The organism is Bacillus sp. UNC438CL73TsuS30 (assembly GCF_000482325.1).
Taxonomy (GTDB): domain Bacteria; phylum Bacillota; class Bacilli; order Bacillales; family Cytobacillaceae; genus Neobacillus.
This window is the reverse complement of sequence record NZ_KI535297.1, coordinates 198,295-220,489: the sequence shown is the minus strand read 5'-3', so window position 1 is coordinate 220,489 and position 22,195 is coordinate 198,295. Positions and strand designations below refer to the sequence as shown.

The following is a 22,195-nucleotide window of genomic DNA, read 5'->3' as shown; positions in this document are numbered from 1 at the left end:
CCCTTCCGGTTGAATGAAGATGGGCCTCATTCTGTCTAAGCTTTTAATTGAATGAGCTCACTATTTTTTAATATCTGCTGTAGTAATGACTTCAAGTCCGTCTTTTTCTACATAGTTTTGTAATGCTTGAAGTGCTGCCGTTCCAACTGCTGTATCTTGTTCACCGTTTCCACCGCTTACCCCAATGCCGCCAATCACTTCACCGTTAACCACAATCGGGAATCCACCTACAAAAATCGCAAATTTCCCTGGAAGCATTTGGTTGATACCAAATGCCTCATTCCCAGGCAGTGCAGGACCATTTGGTTCTTTATTAAAGAGGTGAGTAGATCGTTTATGCCCTGCTGCAGTATAGGCTTTGGCAATGGAAATATCGGGACCAGTGATTCGTGCTCCATTCATCCGCTCTAATGCAATGAGATTTCCCCCGTCATCTACAACAGCGATTGTTTCAAGAACATTGATTTCTTCTGATTTTTTCTTCGCCGCCTCAATCATTAATTTTGCTTCTTCTAATTCTAATTTTAATGCTGTTTTCATTTTATGTTCTCCTTTTCATTTTTTTAATAACCGATATATACTGTTTTCAATTGTGTAAAGAATTCAAGTCCCACTCTTCCAGATTCACGGAATGTAGAAGTGCTTGATTTTTTCAAACCACCAAAAGGTGCATTCATTAAATTACCAGTCGTCGTCCGATTTACTTTTACCGTTCCGGCTTGAATATCTTTGGTAAATTGGTTGGCAATCTTCAGATTATTGGTCACGATGGAAGCAGATAATCCGTACTCAACATCATTTGCAACAGCGATGGCCTCTTCATATGTATCCACTTCAATAACGGCCACGACAGGTCCAAAGATTTCTTCTTTAGCAATTCGATGATTCGGTTTTACATTTGTAAAAATGGCTGGTCTTACAAAGTAACCTTTTTCGTAATCGCCTGTTGTTAATAACTCACCGCCATAAACCAATTCTGCACCATCTTCTTTACCAAACTCGATATACTTTAAAACATTTTTCATTTGTTTTTCGTTTGCAAGTGGTCCTATTTTTACACCTGCTTCAAAACCATTTCCAATTTTTAGGGCACTGGTTTTTTCGACAAGCTTTTGAATATATGCCTCTAATACTTCCTTCAATACAATAACCCTGCTCGTTCCGGTACAAGCCTGCCCTGTTAGAGAGAAACCACCATTAACGGTCAGGGTTGCAGCTAAATCAAGGTCAGCATCATCCATGACAATTAATGGGTTTTTCCCACCAAGTTCCATCTGCGTTCGTGTTGTAATAGCAGCTTTACGATGAATGTCTTCACCGGCTGCAGTTGAGCCTGTAAACGTGACAGCCCTTACGGACGGATGGGTTACCAATCGGTCACCAATATCACTTGCCTTGCCCGTTACGAAATTAATAACACCTTTTGGAATGCCTGCTTCGTAAAGTGCTTCAACAAGGCGTACGGCAATGAGTGGTGTGTCAGAAGAAGGCTTAAAAACCACCGTATTACCTGTGATTAAAGCGGGAGCGATTTTTCTGGCAGGAATCGATAGAGGAAAGTTCCAAGGAGTTATGACACTCACCACTCCAAGTGGTTCTCTTTCCGTGGATACCTTCATGTTTGGGTCATCGTTTGGAAATGTTTCACCTGTAAAACTTTGCCCCTCAACAGCATAGTAACGGAGTGTTTGGGCAGAGCGTAACACTTCATTCTTAGCATCATTAACATGCTTACCTTCTTCACGGGTTAACTCTTCGGCTAACTGATCAGCTTTTTGTTCCAGAATACTTGCAGCTTGATTTAAAATGGCTGCTCGTTTGGATGGCGCTGTGTTAGCCCAACCTGGGAACGCCTTTTGGGCAGCTTCAATAGCTAAATTTACGTCTTCTTCATTAGAAGCTTGGAAAACCCCGACTACTTCTTCTTTATTGGCAGGATTTAAACTATTAAACGTTTTTTTGCTGACCGATTCCTGCCAAATCCCATCTATATAGTTATTAAATGTTTCTACTTTTGTAGTTATCACTACGATCACCTTTTTCGTTTATTTAAGTAAAACTTTCTAATAAAAGCGGCCGTCAATTAAACCTTTAACTACAAGATTATTCTGACGGCCTACAAATTAGGAAAGTAATTACTTATTTATATTTTCATAAACTGATATTATTTTGTTTCTACTAATGCGCCTAAATCTTGTTCTAAGTATTCCTTCCATAAGCCATCCATGTACATGCGGCGCATTTTTGCTCCAGTACGTACAATTTCTAGGCAGCGCTGTTGTAACTCTGGTGTGTCTGCGTGGTCAAGCACAATTTTATAACCGCGCTCACCATGGATTTCATCTGAAACAATGTGTAGATCGAAGAATTCAATTTCTTCATCTGTAAAGTTGTATTGCTCACGTAACGCTGGAGTTTGTTTACGGTAAATATCTGGGACCTGCGACTCAAGTCCAACTACTAATGCTGCAGTGGCAACAACGAAATTCTCACGTGCTGCAACCGCGAAACACCAGCTCTGCAATCCTAATGTAGTTGGAGCCATATTTTCAGGATCCATTACTCGTTCACGAGTAGTTCCACATGCCTCAGCGAAACGAATAAGGAGATCCGTGTGGCGGTCAGCAGCAATTTCTTCTTCATACATGTTTTGTAAGGTGAAATCTTTAGCAGCTTCGAATTTTGGATTGGTTGGAGTATTGTGATAAATATACGCTAAGTAATCAGCGAATGGGCCAACGTAGTGGTAATGGTTTTCTGCCCATCTAGCAAAGTGTTTTCTTTCCAATTTACCTTCAGCCCAAGCTAATGTAAACGGTGCCTTTTGGCTATGATTTCCTTTAATCGCTTCCTCTAATTCCTTGCGAAACTCATCTTTTGATAATAATTCTGCCATTTTAAATCTCCTCCTTAGTTTTTATGTAGATTTTAAATGCTGCAATTGGCATTTGATATTTTGTATACCAAAATCCGATAAAAAAAATAAAGTTTACTAGTTTTTTTACCGTTTCCACTATGCTAATAGTGTATTTGGTATACCTTGATTTAATAGTAACCGATAAATGAATACTTGTAAACATAATTTTTAGAATTTTTTAAAGATTATTGAAAAATACTTAATTTTCTCTAATTTCGATTTAGGAATGGACATCTACATGTATGTTTAATAATTTAAAGAGCTCTGCTGAAAGATTATCCAGTGACTCCTCTACGATCTCGCGGCCTATTGCAAAACTCGCTTTTGTTGCGTCACCAATACATCCGTTTTGGGTCATTTCCTCGTAACGATAAAATCCTTGTATTGCTTTCCCAGGTCTTAGCTGTTTCCATCTGCCTTCTTCCTGAATATCCCCTTTTTCTAATTGGTCCATTCGAACAATCTCTGGTGCTAAATATAAAGCTTCTGAAACTTCACGTTCACAGCTGTGACCAAATAAGCTTGAACCAATATAGTTCTGAATCGATTTTTTTGCAGATACAGTCGTTTTTGCATAGTAAACTTCTACATCCAGTTCTTTTGTTAAGGTCAGTGAAGCAACATTGAGTGTAGATTGATTCCCGCCATGTGAATTTAATAATAAAAATTTGTTAATTCCATGACGCTTCAAAGAGGAAATCATATCATGTAAAATCGCAATGAGTGTAGATGGATTCAGTGAAATCGTTCCGGGAAAATTCATATGGTGTTCCGAAACACCCATATTCACCGTTGGCGTAACGACCGCATAGGGAAACATTCTCTCCCCAAGCCGCTTGGCCATCCTTTCAGCCAGAACAGCATCACAGCTTTCCACCATATGGGGACCATGCTGTTCATGTGCTCCAACCGGGATAATTGCAACCTGAACACTTTTTAGTGCTTCTTTAACCTCTTTCCACGTCATCCTGGTTAAATCATAACCCTCCATCACAAATCTCCTTTGAGTATCAATGTACTTTGTATACCAATAAATCAGTTAAAAAAATAATCATCCATTAATTTGAATTGTTGATTGCTTTTTAGGAGCTTGGACTGAAATATTCTCTTGCGAAATTTCAATATCCCGCTGGATCGTTAATTGGCACGTTAATCGGTACCCCTCGTTCACTTTATCTCCAAGCATTTTTACTTCTTTCCAATTCGGCGCTGCTAAATCTTCTGCACCGTTAATCACCTGACATGTACATTTTGTACAACGCCCCATTCCACAGCCATATTTTAACTTTGGTAATAGACGTGTTGCCGCTAATACTACTAAGTTTGCATTATCTTTTACTTCTTGCTCCACTGTAGTTCCATCAACGTGCAGGATAACTTTCGGCATAAAATAGCCCCTTTCTGTTTTTTCTAAAAATTTTGATACTTTTCTGAAGTATACAATCTTTTTGGTAGATAAGTAAACTAAAAATTTTTTATTTTTATCTCGCTTCTTAAAATTTTTATCCGAATTTTCCTCTGAAAATCTATCTTCCTTGAGTTTTTTAAAGAGTAATTATTTAAATATTAAGAATATATTGTTGAATATTTTGTCTCCTTGATATAAAATACAAATTAAGTAGTTTTGGTATACAATGTTCCGAGGAGGTGTTTGGGCATATTACTACTCGCCAATTTGTAAGCGTTTAAAACTATTGAATTAATTTAAAGGAGTGAAGAAATTGGGAAAATATATTGTATTAACGAATAAAGATACCTTTCAAACAAGTCTCGAGAACGATGGTCTAGAACCTGTCGAAACCTACCATTTCTATTTCTTTGATAAATTAAAGGCGAAGTATACGATTGCCAAAGTGTTGGATGAAAAGATTAAGATTAAATTGTTCGAAGAATTTGAAGGAAAAGAATATGTAAACCATATCGGTGTAAAGTTTTTTGAAAGGTTTGAAACGATTGAAGCCGCACGCGAGGAATTAAATGAGATCGTAAAAGCCTCCGGTAACAGTGTGGATTCGGTAAACAGTAAACTTGTAAAATCCAGTGAGGTTGCTGTATAGATATTAATAGAGGCTTACGGCCGGAGAGATGGCAACGTCTCTCCGGTTTTTGCATATTAAATGGTATAAACGTAAAAAAACCCGCCACAGCTGCTATGCTGTGACGGTAAAGCAATTAAAATCGAAACATTAAAACTTAAGTGTTTTTCTCAATGATGCTAATTTTTTCTCCGCTTTTTCAGCAGCTTTTTTAGAATTAAATAAAAAATTTAGCATGTCAGTATCCCCCTGTTTTGTTTGCTATTTGTTATTTTTATTTTACAATGAGCTTTAAATAAACTCAAGACTTTTGTATACCAAATACCAAAATTACAAGTAAATATGGCAGATTTGTGACTGATCTTACTTGAATCTGGATATGTTGGTATACAATTATACAGATTTTAATTGTACCTCAAGTATCGATGTATTACATTTCCTTATAGTTAGGGTGTTGGTATGCTAAGATATCTGCTTTTCTTTGTAATCGTATTATACTTATTTTCTGTGCTTCTGCCCCAATTGCATATTGGCTTTCTTCTTTCCAGCTTGTGCCTTATTATTGTAGTCAGCACGTTTCTTCAAGCAAAACGTTTTGTGCAAATATTAGGAGGTACGTTTTTACTCCTTGGTGTTTTTTTACTTGCTTCAAGCGGAGCTCATTGGAAGCAATATATCCTTTCCTTCGGCCCAATGCTGGATTTACTCACCATGTTTACTCTGATTCCGATCTTAGGAATTCCGATTAAAATTGGCGGCTATAGCGGGGGCATTCAAAGCATTATTCAAAAAAATGTAAAAACCTCCGGACAATTGTATATGATTACCTCCGGAATTTCGTACTTTTTTAGTATTTTTATGAATCTTGCAACATTGCCAATGACTTATTTCTCGATAAGACCCGCACTCGGACTGTATACGGTGAATAACAAAGAGCGCTTCATGAGCAGGGCGATTACAAGGGGCTTTGCAATGCCATTAATTTGGGCACCGGTTACACCGATTGTCGGAATTGTAATTACGATGACGGGCGTTACTTGGGTATCCATACTTCCTTATGTTATACCTTTAAGTATTATCGGAATGGGACTTGATTGGTTTATAGGGGCAAGAAAATCAAAAAGAATGCTTCAAACTCAAAAGAATGTGACAGTGAATGAATTAGCAGCAACGGTTGAATCTGGTCAAATCAACCGTTCTGGAAGAGTCTTTCAAATCTTATTGGCCATTATCATTTTCAATGTCGTGATTTCGCTGGTTGAAACAAGATTTCCTTATCCGTTTTTGATTCTTATTTCTTTATTAGTGATTCCATTTGCCCTCACCTGGTCTTTATTCTTGAAGCAAGGAAAAGAGTTTGGTGTACACCTTTTGGAGCATTTCCAATCTTTTTCCGTTAGTATGAAAGATCAATTCTTTATTTATTTATCGGCAGGCTTTTTCATCTCGGCCATCAATGTTTCGCATACAAATGATCTGTTATATGGCTGGGTCATGAAGTTTATTCACGTGGCAGGTGTGGAAGTTTTCTTGATCTTACTTCCCTTTGTTCCTTTAGCATTAGCTTTTCTTGGTCTCCACCCTGCTGTTTCACTTGCATTAATGATTGAAGGGTTAAATCCACAAGCAATGGGAATTTCCCCTTACATCTTAACGGTAGCGATGTTAGCGGGGGCTGTTTCTTCCTTTTTAGTGGGTCCGTATAATGCTACATTAGGCCTGATGTCCAACATCGTAAAGGAAAGCTCTTATAAAGTATCAAATTGGAATCTTTCCTTCGCAGCCCTCTACATCGGCATCGTGATGGCGTATTTGTTCTTACTGGAATTACTACTAAACTAAATAAAGAAAAGGTGCTCCAGAGGGCACCTTTTCTTTTATCTATCCTTCGAAGGTTTTTGCTTAATTTCTTTGACGATTTCCTTTGCGAAATGGCCGAGACTTCCTTCACAATATCCTCTTATAACTTCAGGGGCGAGGGACATTAGTGCTCTTTGTACATATTCCTGCGGAAATCCCCTTCTTTCAAACTCACTTTCCAATTCAACGGCTGTTTTTACAGCATAATAGGTTGCTAATTTGTTAATTTCAGTTAAACAGCTTTCTTTTTCTAATTTAACCGCACCCAAACCTTGATAGAGTTCCACAATGGGCTTAGGTAGAGTCTTTTCGGTAATAAATAAACCATGGCCATGCTCCAATAAATCTTTCCAATGTCCCATAAATTTAACCCCTTCAATATTTAATGAAGGAAACTTTTCTTTTATTTCTTTCGTATCTAACGTCGTTGCCATATTAACGATCGTGGTTGAAGCAGGTAAATTACTTTCAAGCTTTAAATTTGTAATAAATGGAATAATCGTTGCAGCAGGTAAAGCTAAAATTAACACATCTAATTCCTTTAATTCTTGTTCTATTAGGATAGACCCGTTTGGAAACTGCTCCACAAACTGTTCGGCCTTTGTTTTTAATGGATGATAAATCCCAATCTTCCTATTCATTTTCTCCCATTGCTTCATCATCGCGGTCCCTAATTTACCAATCCCCACAAGCCCCACCTTACATTGTTCCATCAATCGAACCCCCTTTTCAAACCATAATGAAAAAAGGAGTTTCCAAAAGGTCATAGCACTTTTGAAAACCCCTTTATTCTAAAATTATATTTTATATTTTACTAAGAAATTCGTAAACTAGAACACTCTTTTACCATATAAACACGGCAAGTATGGTTGCAAGTAGAAGCCCGGAAACGACTGGGACGAAGTTTTTCCTGGCCAATTCCAACGGAGAAACTTGCAAGAACCCAGCTACTGCTACAAGAGATGACCAAGCGATCAGCGTTCCACCGCCGCTCCAAACTGAACCCATTTGTCCAATTGCCGCCATAACAGCAGGATCAATGTGACTTCCTGGCGCAATGGCTCCAGACAACGCACCCGTTAACGGTAGCCCTGCAAACCCTGAACCATCCAATCCCGTAATGATGCCAACAATTAATATACTGATTGCTGCAAAAAATGGACTATGTGGAATATAATTTTGCCCTGCTTGGATTAAATCAAATAGAAAGGCCGGCTTTGCTGCGGTATCACCTAATGATAGGATAGAACCCGAAAAATCCCCGCTTCCCATGAAAAAGTATCCAGCAATTGGAATGACCGGTGCCATTGCCTTAAAAGCAAAAACAAATCCTTCAGTGATATGTTCGCTAATTTTATCAAGGGCATGAATTCGGTTGAAGGCAATGGTCGCTAGCACTAATAGAATGGTTGCAACTCCACCAATAAAGGCTGCTCCGTCGCCCCCTTCAAATCCTGAACCGCCGCCAATTTTAGTTTGGAACATAAAAATCATAACACCTAGCATTGCCAGAGGAACAATAATGGCAAATAATCTTCCCCATGTTTCTTTTCTTTTGGTAAGCTCAGGACTCTCTTCTGCCGTAGCAGCAAGTTCATTGGCCACATCAAAGAAAGCCTTTTCTTCATTATTCAAGTTATTTACAGACCCGGATTTTTTCCTAATTGCTTTTCGAGATCTCACATAAACAATGGCTAAGGAGGTTACCCCTGTAATAAGAGAAAGAATGAATGCCTTATCTGAAACTGCGGATTTATCAATTCCCGCTGCTTTCGCACTAAGCATTGGTGCTACTTGCATAATATAATCTGAAGAAAGCGCCATACCTTGTCCAGCAATGACAATGACCATTGCGGATGTCATAACAGGCAACCCTGCACTCACGGCTGCTGGAACCAATAATGCACAAATTAATGGAACAGCGGGGGTTGGCCAGAAAAAGAGAGAGATTACATAAGTAGTGACCATTAAAACGATAAAAGAGATATGTCCGTTTACCATTATTTTTTGAATCGGTACAACCATCCTTTTATCCGCCCCAAGCTCCTTCAACGAATTAAGAAGACCAATCATAATGGAAATAATCAGGAAAATACTGAATAGCTCCTTTGCGGCAACTAGATTTGCATTAAAGACCGCTTGAAACCCTGCAATAAGACTCCCTTTATATACTGCTGCGACTAAAAAGGTCCCAATAATAAGAGGTAAAACAACACCTTTTCTAAAAAGCATAATCACAATGACAGCTGCAGTTACAACTAGATAAACCCAGTGAGCTAATGTTAATTCCATATCTTTCCTCCGTTGCTTTATAAGATATTAATCGAATTAATCTTGCAAGGTTTTCATAGCATTTGGCTTTTAAGCGAAGAAATATTGATTTTCAACCAATAGAATATTCAATCAAATTTTCTTTGCTTAACTTAACTATTCAGTTTTTTTCATGAGTCAAAAAATGTTAACCTGAAATTCCAAGGGTTTTTTGCACTTTGTGGATTGTGGATTGTATACCAATATGCTTTAAAAAATAAAAATGAAAAGCCAATTTTTTGGTGATGTTTCCATACCTGCTGAGTTTTTACAATAAGATCCTCATATCCCTCTTATTGTAAGCCCTTTCAATTATACAACGGAGACAAGATTAAACTCAGAAAGTGTATTTATGTACCCTCCTTTCACATTTTTCACTATATAGAGATTGTAAACTATATAGAATGAATTTAATATACCATTAAAAGAGGTTAAATAGCAAATAATTTTGAAAATTTAGATGTTTTTTTATTTTCGTAATTATCTCTTGCTTTTAAAAGGTTAATTCGATAAAATAAAACAAAGCTTTTAGGTATACGGTATACCATAAAATGAATCGAAAATAATTAAGTTATTGAGGTGATCAAAATGCTTAAAGCTGGGATCATAGGTTATGGTACCCTTGGCAAAGCAATTAGCGATTTAATCGTTTCCAATCAAGCAGGCAAGGTTGAAGTCAATTCCATTCTTGTTAGAAAGAAGCCTGGTATAAACGAATCTATTCCGCAAAATTGCGTTGTCACGACCGACGAAACCCTGTTTTTTAATCAAGATTTGGATATTATTATTGAAGCGGCCGGTCATAAAGCGCTACAGCTATATGGGGAAAAGGCCCTTTCCACTGGGAGTAATTTAATCGTACTCTCTGTCGGGGCTTTCGCAGATCATGAATTTTATGAAACCCTGAAAGTTGCTGCAAAAAAACACAATAAGCAAATCATACTTCCTTCTGCCGCCATTGCTGGATTAGACCGAATAGCCGCAGGGGTATTAGGAGAAATAGAAGAAATAACCCTTATCACGAGGAAACAGCCAAAAAGCTGGTATGGGACGATTGCTGAGGAAAAAGTAAATTTAGAGACAATCTCTGAGCCTTATTGTATATATGAAGGCAATGCCAGGAATGCTGCAAAATTATTCCCTGAAAACGTGAATGTATCTGCCGCATTAAGTATTGCCGGGGTTGGTTTCGAAAAAACAAAAGTTCAAGTATTTGTGGACCCAACCATTCAGGCAAATTTCCACACCATAGTAGCAAGGGGCTTTTTTGGTCAGGTTGAAATTAAAGTACAAAATACACCTTTTAAACAAAATCCTAAATCTAGTCCAATTGTAGCAATGAGTGTAGCAAAAGTGTTAAGAAACCTAACAGAATCCGTTATGGTTGGCCTTTAATCTGTTCGTTATGACCCAATAAAAAAGGTTGTCCAAAAGTCTTTTTTTATCCTGGACTTTTTGGACAACCTTTTACCCTTTCCTTTTTTCCTTGCTTTGATTAACAGCTTCAACATACGCCTTTTTTGAATTTTCCATATGGATTTTTGTCAAATATTCTGCCATTTCGCTCTCTTGATTCATAATGGCATCCATAATTTTAACATGTTCTTCCATAGATTGTACGGCTCTTCCTGGGTTCTTATAACCAATTTTGGCGAAAGCACGAATATAATCAGATAATCCGCTCAGTATTTCTTGAAGTTTAGAATTTTTAGCAGCACTATATAAGAGTTGATTGTATTCCCCATGTAAATCAGAAAAAGCCTCTTCATTATCTAAGCATTCTTCAACCTTTTTTATATAGGAATCAATATTGCTTTTTGTTTCTTCATCTAACTTTTGAACGGCCAATTTTGCTGCTAAAACTTCAAGAGAAGATAGAATCGTAAAAACTTCAATAATTTCCTTCTCAGAAATGTCCGCAACAATTACCCCTTTTCTCGGCACGGTTTTTACAAATCCTTGTGACTCCAACCGAAATAAAGCCTCACGAATCGGCGTTCTACTAATATTTAATCTGTCAGCAAGCTCCCTTTCAACCAGCCGATCACCGGTTTTAAATTCACCTTCTAGGATGAGGTCTTTTATGTGTAAATAAACCCTTTCTCTTAAGGAAATTAAATCTTCTGCCGCCCAATTAGTACTCATTAGATCTCCTCCCTTCAACTTTTTGTATACATTAAACCAATTATATCCTACCCGATAAAAAAACATCAAATGATATGGTTCAAATTACCACTAAAATTTTTGAACATTTCGTTTACAAATAAATGTAAATATGCAATTATTCCTCGTAATCTAATAATCTTCGATAGCGCGAGAAATAATCTTGGTTACGATATCTGCCAGCTTCATAACCGTATTTAATCTTGTGGTGTTCAAGGACTCCATTGGTTTATATGGGTCAAGATAATTGACAATCGCCTTCATGTGATAATCACCAACACTTGGCAATCCTTTATTAAGTGCCTTTCCAGGAAAAATAGCCCCTTCTTTCAAAACAATTAATCCAACTTGACTTTCTTCCCCTAAAGCAGCATCAATTGCTACAATAAAAGGTTCATTATGCGTTTGTTTAAGACCTTTCAGAATCTTCTTGAAATTCAGTGCGTGAACCGGTTCTTCTAATGTACCATATACAGGAAAAGGAATCTTTCTATCCTTTAACATTGTTCCCACCATTGGACCAAAAGAGTCCCCTGTGGAACGATCGGAACCTATACATAAAAAAATGATTTCATCTTTCGTACTATCTAGAACTAGTTTTAACTTTTTTGCCATTTTCTCAATTTCTCTTTCCTCAGTCGTTTCTTGTACGGAAAGTAAATCTGGCCTTTCACATTTTTCTAAGAACTTTTTCTTAAAAGGCCACATCACCTTTACCTCCCCCTACCGGTGTTTTATGCGCTGACCTTCTTTGGCACTTTTCATTGCCCATTTCTTTTATTTTATTATAGATAGTGTTAACTTCACCATATATTTATTTAGAATTTTAATTTGCACCCAATAAAGTTCGCAAAATTGTAATAAAAAAACTGCCCAATGATTTTGGGCAGCAACTTTCATTTAATGACTCTAATACAAATCCACATTTGGACTATTGCTATCAACCGAGTCAGAGTTTTGTCCGGGAACGGCCGTTTTGAAGCTTGTAATTTTTTCGTACTCGCCTTTTTGTAGAACGCTCTTATCACCTTTCATTAAATAGGTGTAGGCAATAATGGAGATAAATAATCCAAATGTCCAAGCATTATCCCATAAGAAGCGAAGTCCTGGAATCAAGAGGCCAAGAACCGGGATTGCAACCCCAATGATGAGCGCATATACACCATTTTTATTAAAGCCGCCTGTATAACTGTAGCGGCCGTTTACATCATACAACTCGTGGAGAGCCATTTGCCGTTTACGGACAAGCCAGTAATCCGCGATGGCAATTCCATCAATTGGGCCGAGTAAGGCACCGTATGTTCCCAGCCAGCCAAAAATATAGTTTCCAAAGTTCTCCATGATATACCAAGGCTGAATTAGGATGGCAAATAAACCGGTAACAAGAGCACCGATTCCAAACGTAATCCGTCGGGGATTTAAATTCTCAATCGCACGGGCCGGTGCGACTACGTTTGCTCCTACATTAATGGTTAATGAAGATAGAACAATGACTAAAGTACCTAGAAAAATAACAAATGGCGGGAATTTCGCAAGCAAGGCTACCGGATCCCAAAGTGCCTGCCCGAAAATGACGACTGTTGCAGAGGTTACAGCAATTCCAATAAAAGAGAAAATGGTCATGGTTAGTGGTAGTGAAAAGCTTTGTGCGATCATTTGCGATTTTTGACTTTTTGCATATCGGCAGAAATCCGGGATGTTTAAGGCAAGAGTAGCCCAGAAAGCAATTACCCCAGTAACAGCGGGAAAAAATACTTTTAAAAATTCACCAGCGGTTTGGAATTTAGATGGAGTCGATAAAATAGGCCCCCAACCGCCGGAATTGGTGAATGCCCAGATTAGGAGAATAATTGCAGAGACCCCAACGACAGGAGTCGCAATCAAACTTAAATACTTCATAGCTTGCGGACCTTTATAGGCAACAGCTACGTTTAGGATCCAAAAAAGAGCAAAAACAATCGCGGTATGTCCTGGGAAGCTCCAGAAAGAGAAAGAAGCGGATAACAATGTATCAATGGCACCTGTTCCAATCCAGGTGTTAATCCCAAACCAGCCTGCTGCAACAAGTGCTCTTGCTAAAGCTGGGATGTGTGCACCCTTTGAGCCAAACCAAAGTCGTGCAAACACTGGGTACGGAATCCCAAATTTTGTCCCAGCGTGCGAGTTCAATAAAATAGGAATAAGAACAATAACATTTCCAATAAGGATGGTTCCAATTGCCTGCCACCAGTTCATTCCTAATGAGATCATCCCGCTTGCCATCGTATAGGCTGGGATACATAAACACATTCCAATCCAAAGAGTAGCAAAATTTAGACCTTTCCAAGAATGTTCCTTCATTGTAGTCGGACGGAGATCGTCATTCCACATCTGGCTATTGCTTAAGCTGTCCGCCGCTTCTTTTGTCAAAATGACAATACCATTTTGCTCAATTTGCGTTTTCAATAAAATTCCCCCTTGTTTGGTTTTTCGAAGGATTTTCTGAGTAAAACCAATGCTGTGCATTCGCTAGAGAATATTTATGATCACCATGATATTATTGCCGTATCGTTTATTACTAGTGAGAATATTCTGATTCTCTACATTGCAATTTTTCACCAATTAACTTTTATTACCTTTTAGATTCCCTCACAAATGTAAGCGCTTTAAAATAATGCTGCAGCTTCGTTCATCGCATCACCTTCCTATCAATCTAAAATCGTCCCAAATACAAGAGATACCGAATTGGGAGCAAACCACAACTGCCTACCTTATATTATATATCACCAAATTAGGCTGTCATTGGACAAAAGGTAAAATAATTTAGACCGAATTTTTTATGTTTTGTAAAAAAACAGTCAATGATAAACTATTATTATCGTAACATTTCTAGTCCTCTATTCAATGAGAACCTGTCCTCAATTTCCAACAAAAAACTACACTTACATTCAAAAGAGTACTGTGTTATACACAGTACTCTTTTGAATGAACTACCTTATTAGATTGTTTTCGTGGCAACTGGAACTGACGTTAACACATCTACTAGTCGTTCCATTCCAAGCTTAATTTTTTCAGGAGTAGAATGGCTATAGTTTACACGGAAGGTATTGTGCTTGGGCTCGTTGACATAGAATGGTGCACCCGGAACAAATGCAACTCCCTTTTTAACGGCTTCGCCAAGCAAGGCAGTTGTGTTTAACTCCTCATTTCCTTCTACCCACATGAACATTCCACCTTTTGGCTCCTTACATGTGAACAATCCTGACCCTACTTTATCAAAATATTCCTTCATCAATTTCATCCGCTCATAATAAACGCTTCTGATTAAAGCAATATGTGAATCAAGGTTAAAATCGCGCAATAAATAATAGAGCGCCTGTTGATCGAGCGAACTTGAGTGTAAATCATTCATTTGCTTAGCTTGTGTCATTAGTTTAATGACTTCAGTTGGTCCGGTTACCCAGCCAGTCCTTAAAGCAGGGACAACTGACTTAGAAAAAGTGCTAGTATACAAAACAATCCTCTTATCTGTATCTAAAGCAGCCACCGGCTGATAGACCTCGTCTTGATGGAATTGAATATCGCCATATGGATCATCTTCAAGAATTAGAACATTCTTTTCGGAGCAAAGATTGAAAAGCTCCTGACGTCGTTCCTGACTCCACACCTTTCCATCTGGGTTTGCAAAGGTTGGGATGGTATAGACAAATTTCGGCTGGTAATTTTCAATTTTTTCTTTTAGATCCTCCATGATCATTCCCTGATCATCACTCTTTACAGCCACCACATTTGCACCATACGATCTAAAGACCTGTAATGCTGCTAAATATGTAGGATCCTCTGTGAGGACAACATCCCCTGGTGCAAGCATAATTCGTGAAAACAAGTCGATTACTTGCTGTGATCCAGTTGTAAGCAGGATGTTATCGGGATGTGACAAAATTCCTCTCTTTTCCATTTTCGCTTGAACCGCTTCTCGAAGGGGAATAAATCCTTCTGTTAGTCCATACTGCAAAGAAGATTTGCCTGAAGCAAATACTTTCTCATAGGCAATTTGAACCTGTTCAATTGGAAAAATGTCTTCTGCGGGCAGACCCCCTGCGAAAGAAATAACATGCCCTTGCTGTGTAACCTTTAAGATATCCCTTACGGCAGATGATTCATAGTTTTTGGTTTGGGGTGCAAATGGATAATTCATATAATGTCGCTTCCTTTTATTTAAAGTAAATTCAATCTTTTGATGTAAAAAAATATAATATATTAGATTTATAGTACATTATAAGATAATAAAATTCATTTTGCAAAATATTTAGAAAAATTTTTCGTTTAATTTTGTTTATACGTTATAGCACTAAAGCATTATAGAAATATGTTATAATATATTTATAAAGTAATATACTGTATCCAACAAAGGGGTTATATCATGGATAAGGATATCTTAACGGCTCAAATTGGCCAGCGGTTACGGTACTTCCGTCAGCAACGGAAATTAACTTTGGACGAGCTGGCTGACTTGACTGGGGTTAGTAAGCCGATGCTTGGTCAAATTGAGCGCGGAGCCTCTAACCCAACAGTTTCCATTCTTTGGAAAATTGCAGCTGGCCTGCAAATTCCTTTCGCTTCCTTTTTAGCAATAAATCCTTCTGTTAAAATGATTCGAATGGCTGACCAACCTTTTTTCAAAGAGGATAATGACTTATATGAGGTTTATAATACATTTGCTTCACCAGGTATACCGATTGAAAGTTACCGGGCACGTCTTCATCCAGGCTGCAATCACTATACTGAACCAAATGGAATTGGTGCGATTAAATCAATCACAGTCCACTCCGGTACCTTCTCTATTACCATTGGTAAGGAAGATCAGTATTCATTGCACCAAGGAGATTCCGTCTCCTTTTCAACAGATGTTTTTCAAATTTTTGAAAATATAGATAAAGAAATTTGTGAAATTAGCGTGGTTATTTACTATTCCAGTCCAAACATCCAACTTTAATCATGAAGAGAGGCAGATTTTTTATGAATAATTCAATTGAAACAGTTTATATATTAGAAAACCCAGAAAAGAAGATAACCAGATTTGCTACTGGCAGTCAAATTAGATATGAGGATGTGATAAAAGAAGTATATGGTGTAGCTTCTATCCAAGACCTTCCCATGATGATTCAATTTAATAAAGGTTTTCATGACAGTATTTGTGAGAGGTATGGGATTATAGGAAATAAAATTTCGATTGACCGATTAATCCGTATAGCATCAAAAGACGAACTTCTTCTGTTTAAAAAACAATTGGTTGAAAGATCTCGGGAGGAAATAAAGGGAACCATGGAACAAGTCATTACGATTCCGTGTCCGTTTAACGCAACCATTCGTTTACAGGAAGGAATTTTCGAATGGAATGACAGCGATTTTTCTTATGATTTAAAAACAAGTGCATAAAATACCTGATGAAAAAGGGTGACTCAATGGAGCCACCCTTTTTCTATTCTAATTTTCCGCTAATTTGGTTCTAACTTTTTTACTTGGTGAGTTTCCTTCAATGGGTTCTTCGGCTTGTTTGGCCCGTTTGATAAAGAAGGCTAGAACAAGTGCCAAAGCTGCAATAAAAGTAGCGACAAGGAAGGAATAGTTGATTCCATTTAACATCGCCTTCATCATAACCTGCTGCTTCATCTCAGCAAGTGCTGCCGGTGTTGGCTTCGATGTAAGATGCTTCATCGCCTCAGCACCAATTTCTTTGGCCTGTGATGCTGTGCGGTTTGTCATAATCGTTACTAGTAATGCCGTCCCAATGGCTCCTGCTACTTGGTTCAATGTATTATTCATTGCTGTTCCATGCGGATAAAGTGATTTCGGTAATTGGTTCAAACCATTGGTCGAAACCGGCATCATCACCATAGAAATCCCAAGACTTCGAATAGAATATAAAAGAATGAGATGTGTATAGGTTGTATGCAAGGTTAATTGGCTAAATCCATAAGTGGTAACGGTAACAATACCTAACCCAATGATGGCTAAGATGCGTCCACCGATCTTATCAAATAATTTCCCTGTAATCGGTGACATGATGGACATTAGAAGTGCCCCCGGCAGTAGTAATAGCCCGGCATCCATCGGAGAAATTCCCCTCAAGGTTTGAACATATATTGGAAGAAGCAGCATCCCAGAAAATAATGCCATATTCAAAACCATTGAGATAGCGGATGACAGGGAGAACATTGGGTATTGATAGACCTTGAAATTCAGCATTGGCCGTTCTTGTTTCAATTGACGGAAAATAAAAACAGTTAATGAAATAACCCCGACAATAATGGTTCCATACACTGCCGGGCTATCCCAGCCCTTTTTTCCTGCTGAACTAAAACCGTAAAGAATCCCGCCAAAACCTAGACTCGATAGGAGAAGCGAAATGAAATCCAAGCGCATGTTCATTTTCTCTTTTTTATCTTTGAGCATGAAAAAGCCAATCAATAGAACGATAATGGCAATTGGCGTTACAAAATGGAAAAGCATTCTCCAATCATAATGTTCAATAATCCAGCCGGATAAAGTCGGACCAATCGCTGGGGCAAACATTAGAATTAACCCAAATACCCCCATCGCTGCCCCTCTTTTTTCTACTGGGAAGCTTACGAGCATAACATTCATTAATAACGGCATCAAGATAGCCGAGCCAGAAGCTTGTATCATACGACCCGCCAATAACACAATAAATACATGAGCAAATCCCGCCAAAATAGTTCCGACGGTAAATAACCCCATTGCGACTAAGAAGAGTCTGCGAACCGTATATTTTTGAATTAAATAGGCAGTGGTTGGGATTAATATCCCGTTTACAAGCATATACCCTGTGGTCAGCCACTGAACCGTTGAGGCCTCTACATCTAAATCCTTCATGATGGAAGGAAGGGCTATATTTAATAACGTATTATTTAAAAAAGCAATAAAGGCCCCGACCATCAATACTGCGATGACACCATACGGCGGAGAAGCTGCCTTATTTAACGAATGATCCAAAATTGTATCCCCCTTAGTTGACTTGTATATATTTTCCTGCACCCCTATTGCGCATAAAAAACATCATATACCATCAGTTCAAAAATTGCAACCAAAAAAAATTCAGTCTACAAATAGGATTTACCAACTCAAAAAAATCATGCAATTTAGATTTTTATACAGGTAGTATAATTCGACAAAATTCGAGCGGTGACAGGCACCACCCGAATTTTGTCGAATTAAAAAAAGCCTGCCTTCTTTATTTGTTAAAGGAAGCAGGCTTGTATTTGGAACTTCTTTCGATTTTTAAACCCAATTGTCGTCCCCATTATCCCAGTCACTAAAGTCATTATCATTGTTGTCTTGTTGGTTATCCTGGTCATTATCGTCGATGTTATTTGGACCATCGCCATTTCGTTCTCCATCCCAATCACCATTATCATCTTGGTGCCCTAATTGTTCTTGTAGTTGATCAATTTCATGTTCTTGGAGAATATTTTGGTCCATTAATTCTCTCATGACTTCATGATCCTCTAGATTCTGCAGGGAATTGTATTGATCGAAGCCAATTCGTCCCTGCTCAAATAGATACGTTAGCAAGGCTCCAGCTGCCATTCCCCCTGCAATTCCTCCGAATCCTCCAAAGCCTCGGCCTGGCGAAGAACCATAGTAGTTTCTTGGACCATTATAGCCTCTTTGGTCATATTGATCCCTTCTTGGCTCGTAAATTTGCGGGTGATTCCGTCGGGTTAGCGGGCGAATAATAAGAAAATAGATTAACACGATAATAATGACAATACCGATAAAGGACATATTCTTTTTCCTTCCTTCTTTTAATACGCATAGATATGATGCAATAGTTTACATAGATTTCTAAAGTCAGTCCTTTTATTATGTACAAACAAATACGAATCATATCCTTTTCTATAACTCAAAATCAATTACAATCAAATCCTCCAAGCCAATTTCTTTTAAAAAAGTAAAGACTTCCTGATGTTTTGAATGGGGACCATAATTCTCTAAAGAATGACGATGATCAAAGCGAACCGTCAAACCTACTTCATACCCTTTATTCCGTTCTGAAAAATTATAGCCCTGCTGGATATCAATAATTCCCGGAATTTCATCTTTTAGTGCTAATGTCATGCGGATGGCATCATCTTTTTGTTCCCTTGTTGTCAATTCTGAGAATTTAAGTAATACGATGTGTTCAACCATGGTTCCCGCTCCTATTTTGTATTTAATGTTTCCTTGTCAAACCCTGCGATTCGTTTATATTGATTGGCGATATTCTCAAGTTCCTGCTGAGAAACCACATCATGTAAATGCTCAAACCCATTCGGTGCCCGTTCTTTTACAATTTGCATGACGACTTCCGGCCCATTTTTCCGATTACTTAAAACAATGTTCGCAGTTATAGCTAACCGTGCTGTTTCATAAGCTTTTAAGGCAAGCTCAATATCGGACTGTTCCAGAAGAGCTTGTCCTAATGCATCGGCATCCAAAATGGCTTGGGAAGCACCATTTGAACCAATCGGATACATCGGATGGGCTGCATCTCCTAGGAGCGTGACTCTTCCGAATGTCCATTGCGGCAGTGGGTCACGATCAACCATTGGAAATTCGTAAACGGCATCTGTTTGCTCAATTAACTTTGGTACATTTAACCAGCCGAAATCCCATGAAGCAAATGCAGGCGCAAAAATATCTTTATCAATTTTCTTGTTCCAATCAGCACGTGATGGTAAATCTCCGCCAACTGTAAGTTCAGCAATCCAGTTCACTAAGGAACTTCCTTTTGCCGCTGTTTTAGGACAAACAGGATAGGCAACAAATTTCTGATCCTGATAACCTGCCATAATCATCGTTTTACCCGTTATAAAAGGAGTAAATTCAGATATCCCCCTCCATAGTATCCGACCACTAAATATCGGTAATCCTTCATTCGGATAAAAATGTTTCCGAACAACGGAATGTATTCCGTCTGCCGCAACCATCATATCTGCGCGATAAAAGCCAAGTGACTCTCCTGTTTTTCGATTGACAAAATGAGCAACCACTTCATCACCTACTGTTTCAAACGAAGAAAGATGATGGCCTGTGATTACGGACTCCTCTCCTAGTTGCTCCTTCACTGCTTCTAATAAAAGCATTTGCAAGCGCCCGCGGTGAATCGAATATTGCGGCCAACGATATCCCGCATCGATCCCTCTTGCTTCCTGCCAAATTTTCTGACCAAATTGATTTACATAAATAAGTTCAGCCGTTGGCAAGCCTATTTTATTTAATTTATCGGTTAATCCTAATTCAGTAAGGACACGAACTGCATGTGGCAAGAGGTTGATTCCTACTCCTAACGCCTGAATGTTCTCGACACTTTCAAATACACGCACTGACGCGTTTGCGCGGTGAAGCTTAAGGGCAGTAACAAGCCCGCCAATACCTCCGCCAACAATAATTGCTGTTTTTCTTCTAGCCATCTGAATCCCCTCGCTGACTCTTTAAATTATTCTTAATTATTGCACAATGTATAAATTTATCAACAGAAATGCATAAATTATTAAAAGATATAGTAAAAACTACGAAGTAAAATAAACTCCGTAGTTTTTATGTTTTCGACATTTTTCAACAAAATCCGAGTGGTGACAGGCACCTCGTTATCGATTCCTGTTATTCCGATTTCGTAAGAACGCTGGGATATCTAGTGAATCTTCAGATTGTTGACTTTCTCGGTTATGTCCATATCCTGTTTCTTCTTTCTGCTGCCAATTCCTGTTCCGGGCTGGAGCCTCTTCCTCATGTTTTCGATTGTAATCTTGAACCCGCTCTTCACGGATTACATGTTCCCGTCTGTGCTGAGTTGGGACAGGTCGATGGGAATGGATTTCCCTCGATTGATTGGAGGCTTGATTTGAAGGCGCAGCTTCTTTATCATCAAAACCTGTTGCAATTACTGTAATCATGATTTCATCCTTAAGATGTTCATTTATAATCGAACCAAAAATCATATTCAATTCCTGGTCTGCCGCGGAAGCAACGATATCAGCTGCCTCTTGTACTTCATATAAACTTAAATCAGTGCCTCCGGTAATATTCATTAAAATCCCCTGAGCACCATCAATTGAGGTTTCTAATAATGGACTCGAAATTGCCTTTTTGGCAGCTTCAACTGCACGGCCATCTCCCTTAGCCACACCAATTCCCATCAGAGCTGTTCCCTGATTGGTCATAATCGTTTTCACGTCAGCAAAATCTAGGTTGATAAGCCCCGGAACGGCAATGAGATCCGAAATACCTTGAACCCCTTGGCGAAGGACATTATCCGCTTCACGGAATGCCTGTACCATTGGTGTTTTTTTATCAACAATTTGTAATAAGCGATCGTTTGGAACAATAATCAGGGTATCCACTGCTTCCCTCATTTGCTCAATCCCGCTTGCTGCATTTTTTGCTCGTTTATGGCCTTCAAAACCAAATGGGCGTGTGACTACGCCAATTGTCAGGGCGCCCAACCGGTGGGCGATTTGCGCAATCGCCGGTGCGGCACCTGTTCCCGTTCCGCCGCCCATTCCACATGTAACGAACACCATGTCCGCTCCTTTTAAAACCTCTTCAAGCTGCTGACGGCTTTCTTCAACGGCTTTTCTGCCTACCTCTGGATTCGCTCCTGCACCAAGTCCTCTTGTTAAAGAGCCACCTATTTGCATTTTAATTTCCGCTTTTGAGAGTTTAAGAGCTTGTGCATCTGTATTGACCGCAATAAATTCGACCCCTTGAACTCCATCCTCAATCATTCGGTTAACAGCGTTATTACCGCCTCCGCCGACACCAATTACTTTTATTCTTGCTACCTGATCTATATTTAAATCGAAATCCCACATGTTTGTTCCTCCTATTGAACCACTCTAGTAATGAAAATGGCGTGTTTCTATTT

21 protein-coding genes are annotated in these 22,195 nt (G+C 38.6%); 5 read left to right on the top strand and 16 right to left on the bottom strand.

All coding sequences use genetic code 11. The features are described 5' to 3' along the window. Positions 1 to 60 precede the first annotated feature (60 nt). From M028_RS0124975 to M028_RS0124955, 5 genes are all read right to left on the bottom strand, one after another. The gene (locus M028_RS0124975) at positions 61 to 540 is read right to left on the bottom strand and encodes a GlcG/HbpS family heme-binding protein (RefSeq protein ID WP_026576278.1); all 480 of its coding nucleotides are present in this window, start codon (positions 538 to 540) and stop codon (positions 61 to 63) included. A 23-nt stretch (positions 541 to 563) separates the two neighbouring features. Next, positions 564 to 2,027, bottom strand: coding sequence for an aldehyde dehydrogenase family protein (locus M028_RS0124970; RefSeq protein ID WP_035424673.1), 1,464 nt, complete (start codon positions 2,025 to 2,027; stop codon positions 564 to 566). Between the two features lie 137 nt (positions 2,028 to 2,164). Then, positions 2,165 to 2,896, bottom strand: coding sequence for a TenA family transcriptional regulator (locus M028_RS0124965; RefSeq protein ID WP_026576276.1), 732 nt, complete (start codon positions 2,894 to 2,896; stop codon positions 2,165 to 2,167). Between the two features lie 241 nt (positions 2,897 to 3,137). Continuing rightward, complete coding sequence (locus tag M028_RS0124960; RefSeq protein ID WP_026576275.1) at positions 3,138 to 3,908, bottom strand: creatininase family protein; 771 nt, start codon at positions 3,906 to 3,908, stop codon at positions 3,138 to 3,140. A gap of 60 nt (positions 3,909 to 3,968) precedes the next feature. After that, the gene (locus M028_RS0124955) at positions 3,969 to 4,304 is read right to left on the bottom strand and encodes a 2Fe-2S iron-sulfur cluster-binding protein (protein WP_026576274.1); all 336 of its coding nucleotides are present in this window, start codon (positions 4,302 to 4,304) and stop codon (positions 3,969 to 3,971) included. 334 nt (positions 4,305 to 4,638) lie between these two features. Between M028_RS0124955 and M028_RS0124950 the strand changes: the two genes are divergently transcribed. Together M028_RS0124950 and M028_RS0124940 are read left to right on the top strand one after the other, a co-directional pair. Next, positions 4,639 to 4,974: a hypothetical protein gene (locus tag M028_RS0124950; protein WP_026576273.1), complete on the top strand. Its 336-nt coding sequence runs from the start codon at positions 4,639 to 4,641 to the stop codon at positions 4,972 to 4,974. Between the two features lie 438 nt (positions 4,975 to 5,412). Continuing rightward, on the top strand, positions 5,413 to 6,795 hold the full coding sequence (locus M028_RS0124940) for a hypothetical protein (RefSeq protein WP_026576272.1): 1,383 nt from the start codon (positions 5,413 to 5,415) through the stop codon (positions 6,793 to 6,795). Between the two features lie 35 nt (positions 6,796 to 6,830). On the opposite strand, the gene M028_RS0124935 is transcribed toward M028_RS0124940, so the two are convergent. Further along, on the bottom strand, positions 6,831 to 7,526 hold the full coding sequence (locus M028_RS0124935; protein WP_035424670.1) for an NAD(P)-binding domain-containing protein: 696 nt from the start codon (positions 7,524 to 7,526) through the stop codon (positions 6,831 to 6,833). Positions 7,527 to 7,656: 130 nt separating this feature from the next. Further along, positions 7,657 to 9,105 (bottom strand): hypothetical protein, encoded by a 1,449-nt coding sequence (locus tag M028_RS0124930; protein ID WP_026576270.1) that lies wholly within the window; start codon positions 9,103 to 9,105, stop codon positions 7,657 to 7,659. A 606-nt stretch (positions 9,106 to 9,711) separates the two neighbouring features. Between M028_RS0124930 and nadX the strand changes: the two genes are divergently transcribed. Next, positions 9,712 to 10,518, top strand: coding sequence for an aspartate dehydrogenase (nadX, locus tag M028_RS0124925; protein ID WP_026576269.1), 807 nt, complete (start codon positions 9,712 to 9,714; stop codon positions 10,516 to 10,518). Positions 10,519 to 10,590: 72 nt separating this feature from the next. Here nadX and M028_RS0124920 read toward each other — a convergent pair whose 3' ends face one another. The 4 genes from M028_RS0124920 to M028_RS0124905 all read right to left on the bottom strand — a co-directional run bounded on the left by M028_RS0124920 (position 10,591) and on the right by M028_RS0124905 (position 15,463). Further along, complete coding sequence (locus M028_RS0124920; protein ID WP_026576268.1) at positions 10,591 to 11,268, bottom strand: GntR family transcriptional regulator; 678 nt, start codon at positions 11,266 to 11,268, stop codon at positions 10,591 to 10,593. A 150-nt stretch (positions 11,269 to 11,418) separates the two neighbouring features. After that, complete coding sequence (gene yyaC / locus M028_RS31040) at positions 11,419 to 11,994, bottom strand: spore protease YyaC (RefSeq protein WP_051591240.1); 576 nt, start codon at positions 11,992 to 11,994, stop codon at positions 11,419 to 11,421. Positions 11,995 to 12,195: 201 nt separating this feature from the next. Then, complete coding sequence (locus tag M028_RS0124910) at positions 12,196 to 13,731, bottom strand: NCS1 family nucleobase:cation symporter-1 (protein ID WP_026576267.1); 1,536 nt, start codon at positions 13,729 to 13,731, stop codon at positions 12,196 to 12,198. 532 nt (positions 13,732 to 14,263) lie between these two features. Continuing rightward, complete coding sequence (locus tag M028_RS0124905; RefSeq protein ID WP_026576266.1) at positions 14,264 to 15,463, bottom strand: aminotransferase-like domain-containing protein; 1,200 nt, start codon at positions 15,461 to 15,463, stop codon at positions 14,264 to 14,266. Between the two features lie 225 nt (positions 15,464 to 15,688). Between M028_RS0124905 and M028_RS0124900 the strand changes: the two genes are divergently transcribed. Together M028_RS0124900 and M028_RS0124895 are read left to right on the top strand one after the other, a co-directional pair. Continuing rightward, positions 15,689 to 16,261 carry a helix-turn-helix domain-containing protein gene (locus M028_RS0124900; RefSeq protein WP_026576265.1) on the top strand — a complete coding sequence of 191 codons (573 nt, stop codon included), beginning with the start codon at positions 15,689 to 15,691 and terminating at the stop codon, positions 16,259 to 16,261. Positions 16,262 to 16,284: 23 nt separating this feature from the next. Then, positions 16,285 to 16,704 (top strand): hypothetical protein, encoded by a 420-nt coding sequence (locus M028_RS0124895; RefSeq protein ID WP_026576264.1) that lies wholly within the window; start codon positions 16,285 to 16,287, stop codon positions 16,702 to 16,704. 48 nt (positions 16,705 to 16,752) lie between these two features. Here the strand turns inward: M028_RS0124895 and M028_RS0124890 are convergent, their stop codons facing one another. The 5 genes from M028_RS0124890 to ftsZ form a co-directional block, all read right to left on the bottom strand. Further along, positions 16,753 to 18,225, bottom strand: coding sequence for a DHA2 family efflux MFS transporter permease subunit (locus M028_RS0124890; protein WP_442852806.1), 1,473 nt, complete (start codon positions 18,223 to 18,225; stop codon positions 16,753 to 16,755). A gap of 342 nt (positions 18,226 to 18,567) precedes the next feature. Continuing rightward, on the bottom strand, positions 18,568 to 19,074 hold the full coding sequence (locus tag M028_RS0124885; protein WP_026576262.1) for a hypothetical protein: 507 nt from the start codon (positions 19,072 to 19,074) through the stop codon (positions 18,568 to 18,570). Positions 19,075 to 19,185: 111 nt separating this feature from the next. Next, positions 19,186 to 19,479 (bottom strand): Dabb family protein, encoded by a 294-nt coding sequence (locus M028_RS0124880; protein ID WP_026576261.1) that lies wholly within the window; start codon positions 19,477 to 19,479, stop codon positions 19,186 to 19,188. Between the two features lie 11 nt (positions 19,480 to 19,490). Next, positions 19,491 to 20,741 (bottom strand): flavin-dependent oxidoreductase, encoded by a 1,251-nt coding sequence (locus M028_RS0124875; RefSeq protein ID WP_026576260.1) that lies wholly within the window; start codon positions 20,739 to 20,741, stop codon positions 19,491 to 19,493. A 177-nt stretch (positions 20,742 to 20,918) separates the two neighbouring features. Further along, entirely contained in the window at positions 20,919 to 22,142 is a 1,224-nt protein-coding gene (ftsZ, locus tag M028_RS0124870; RefSeq protein ID WP_026576259.1) for a cell division protein FtsZ, read from the bottom strand. Positions 22,143 to 22,195: the final 53 nt, after the last annotated feature.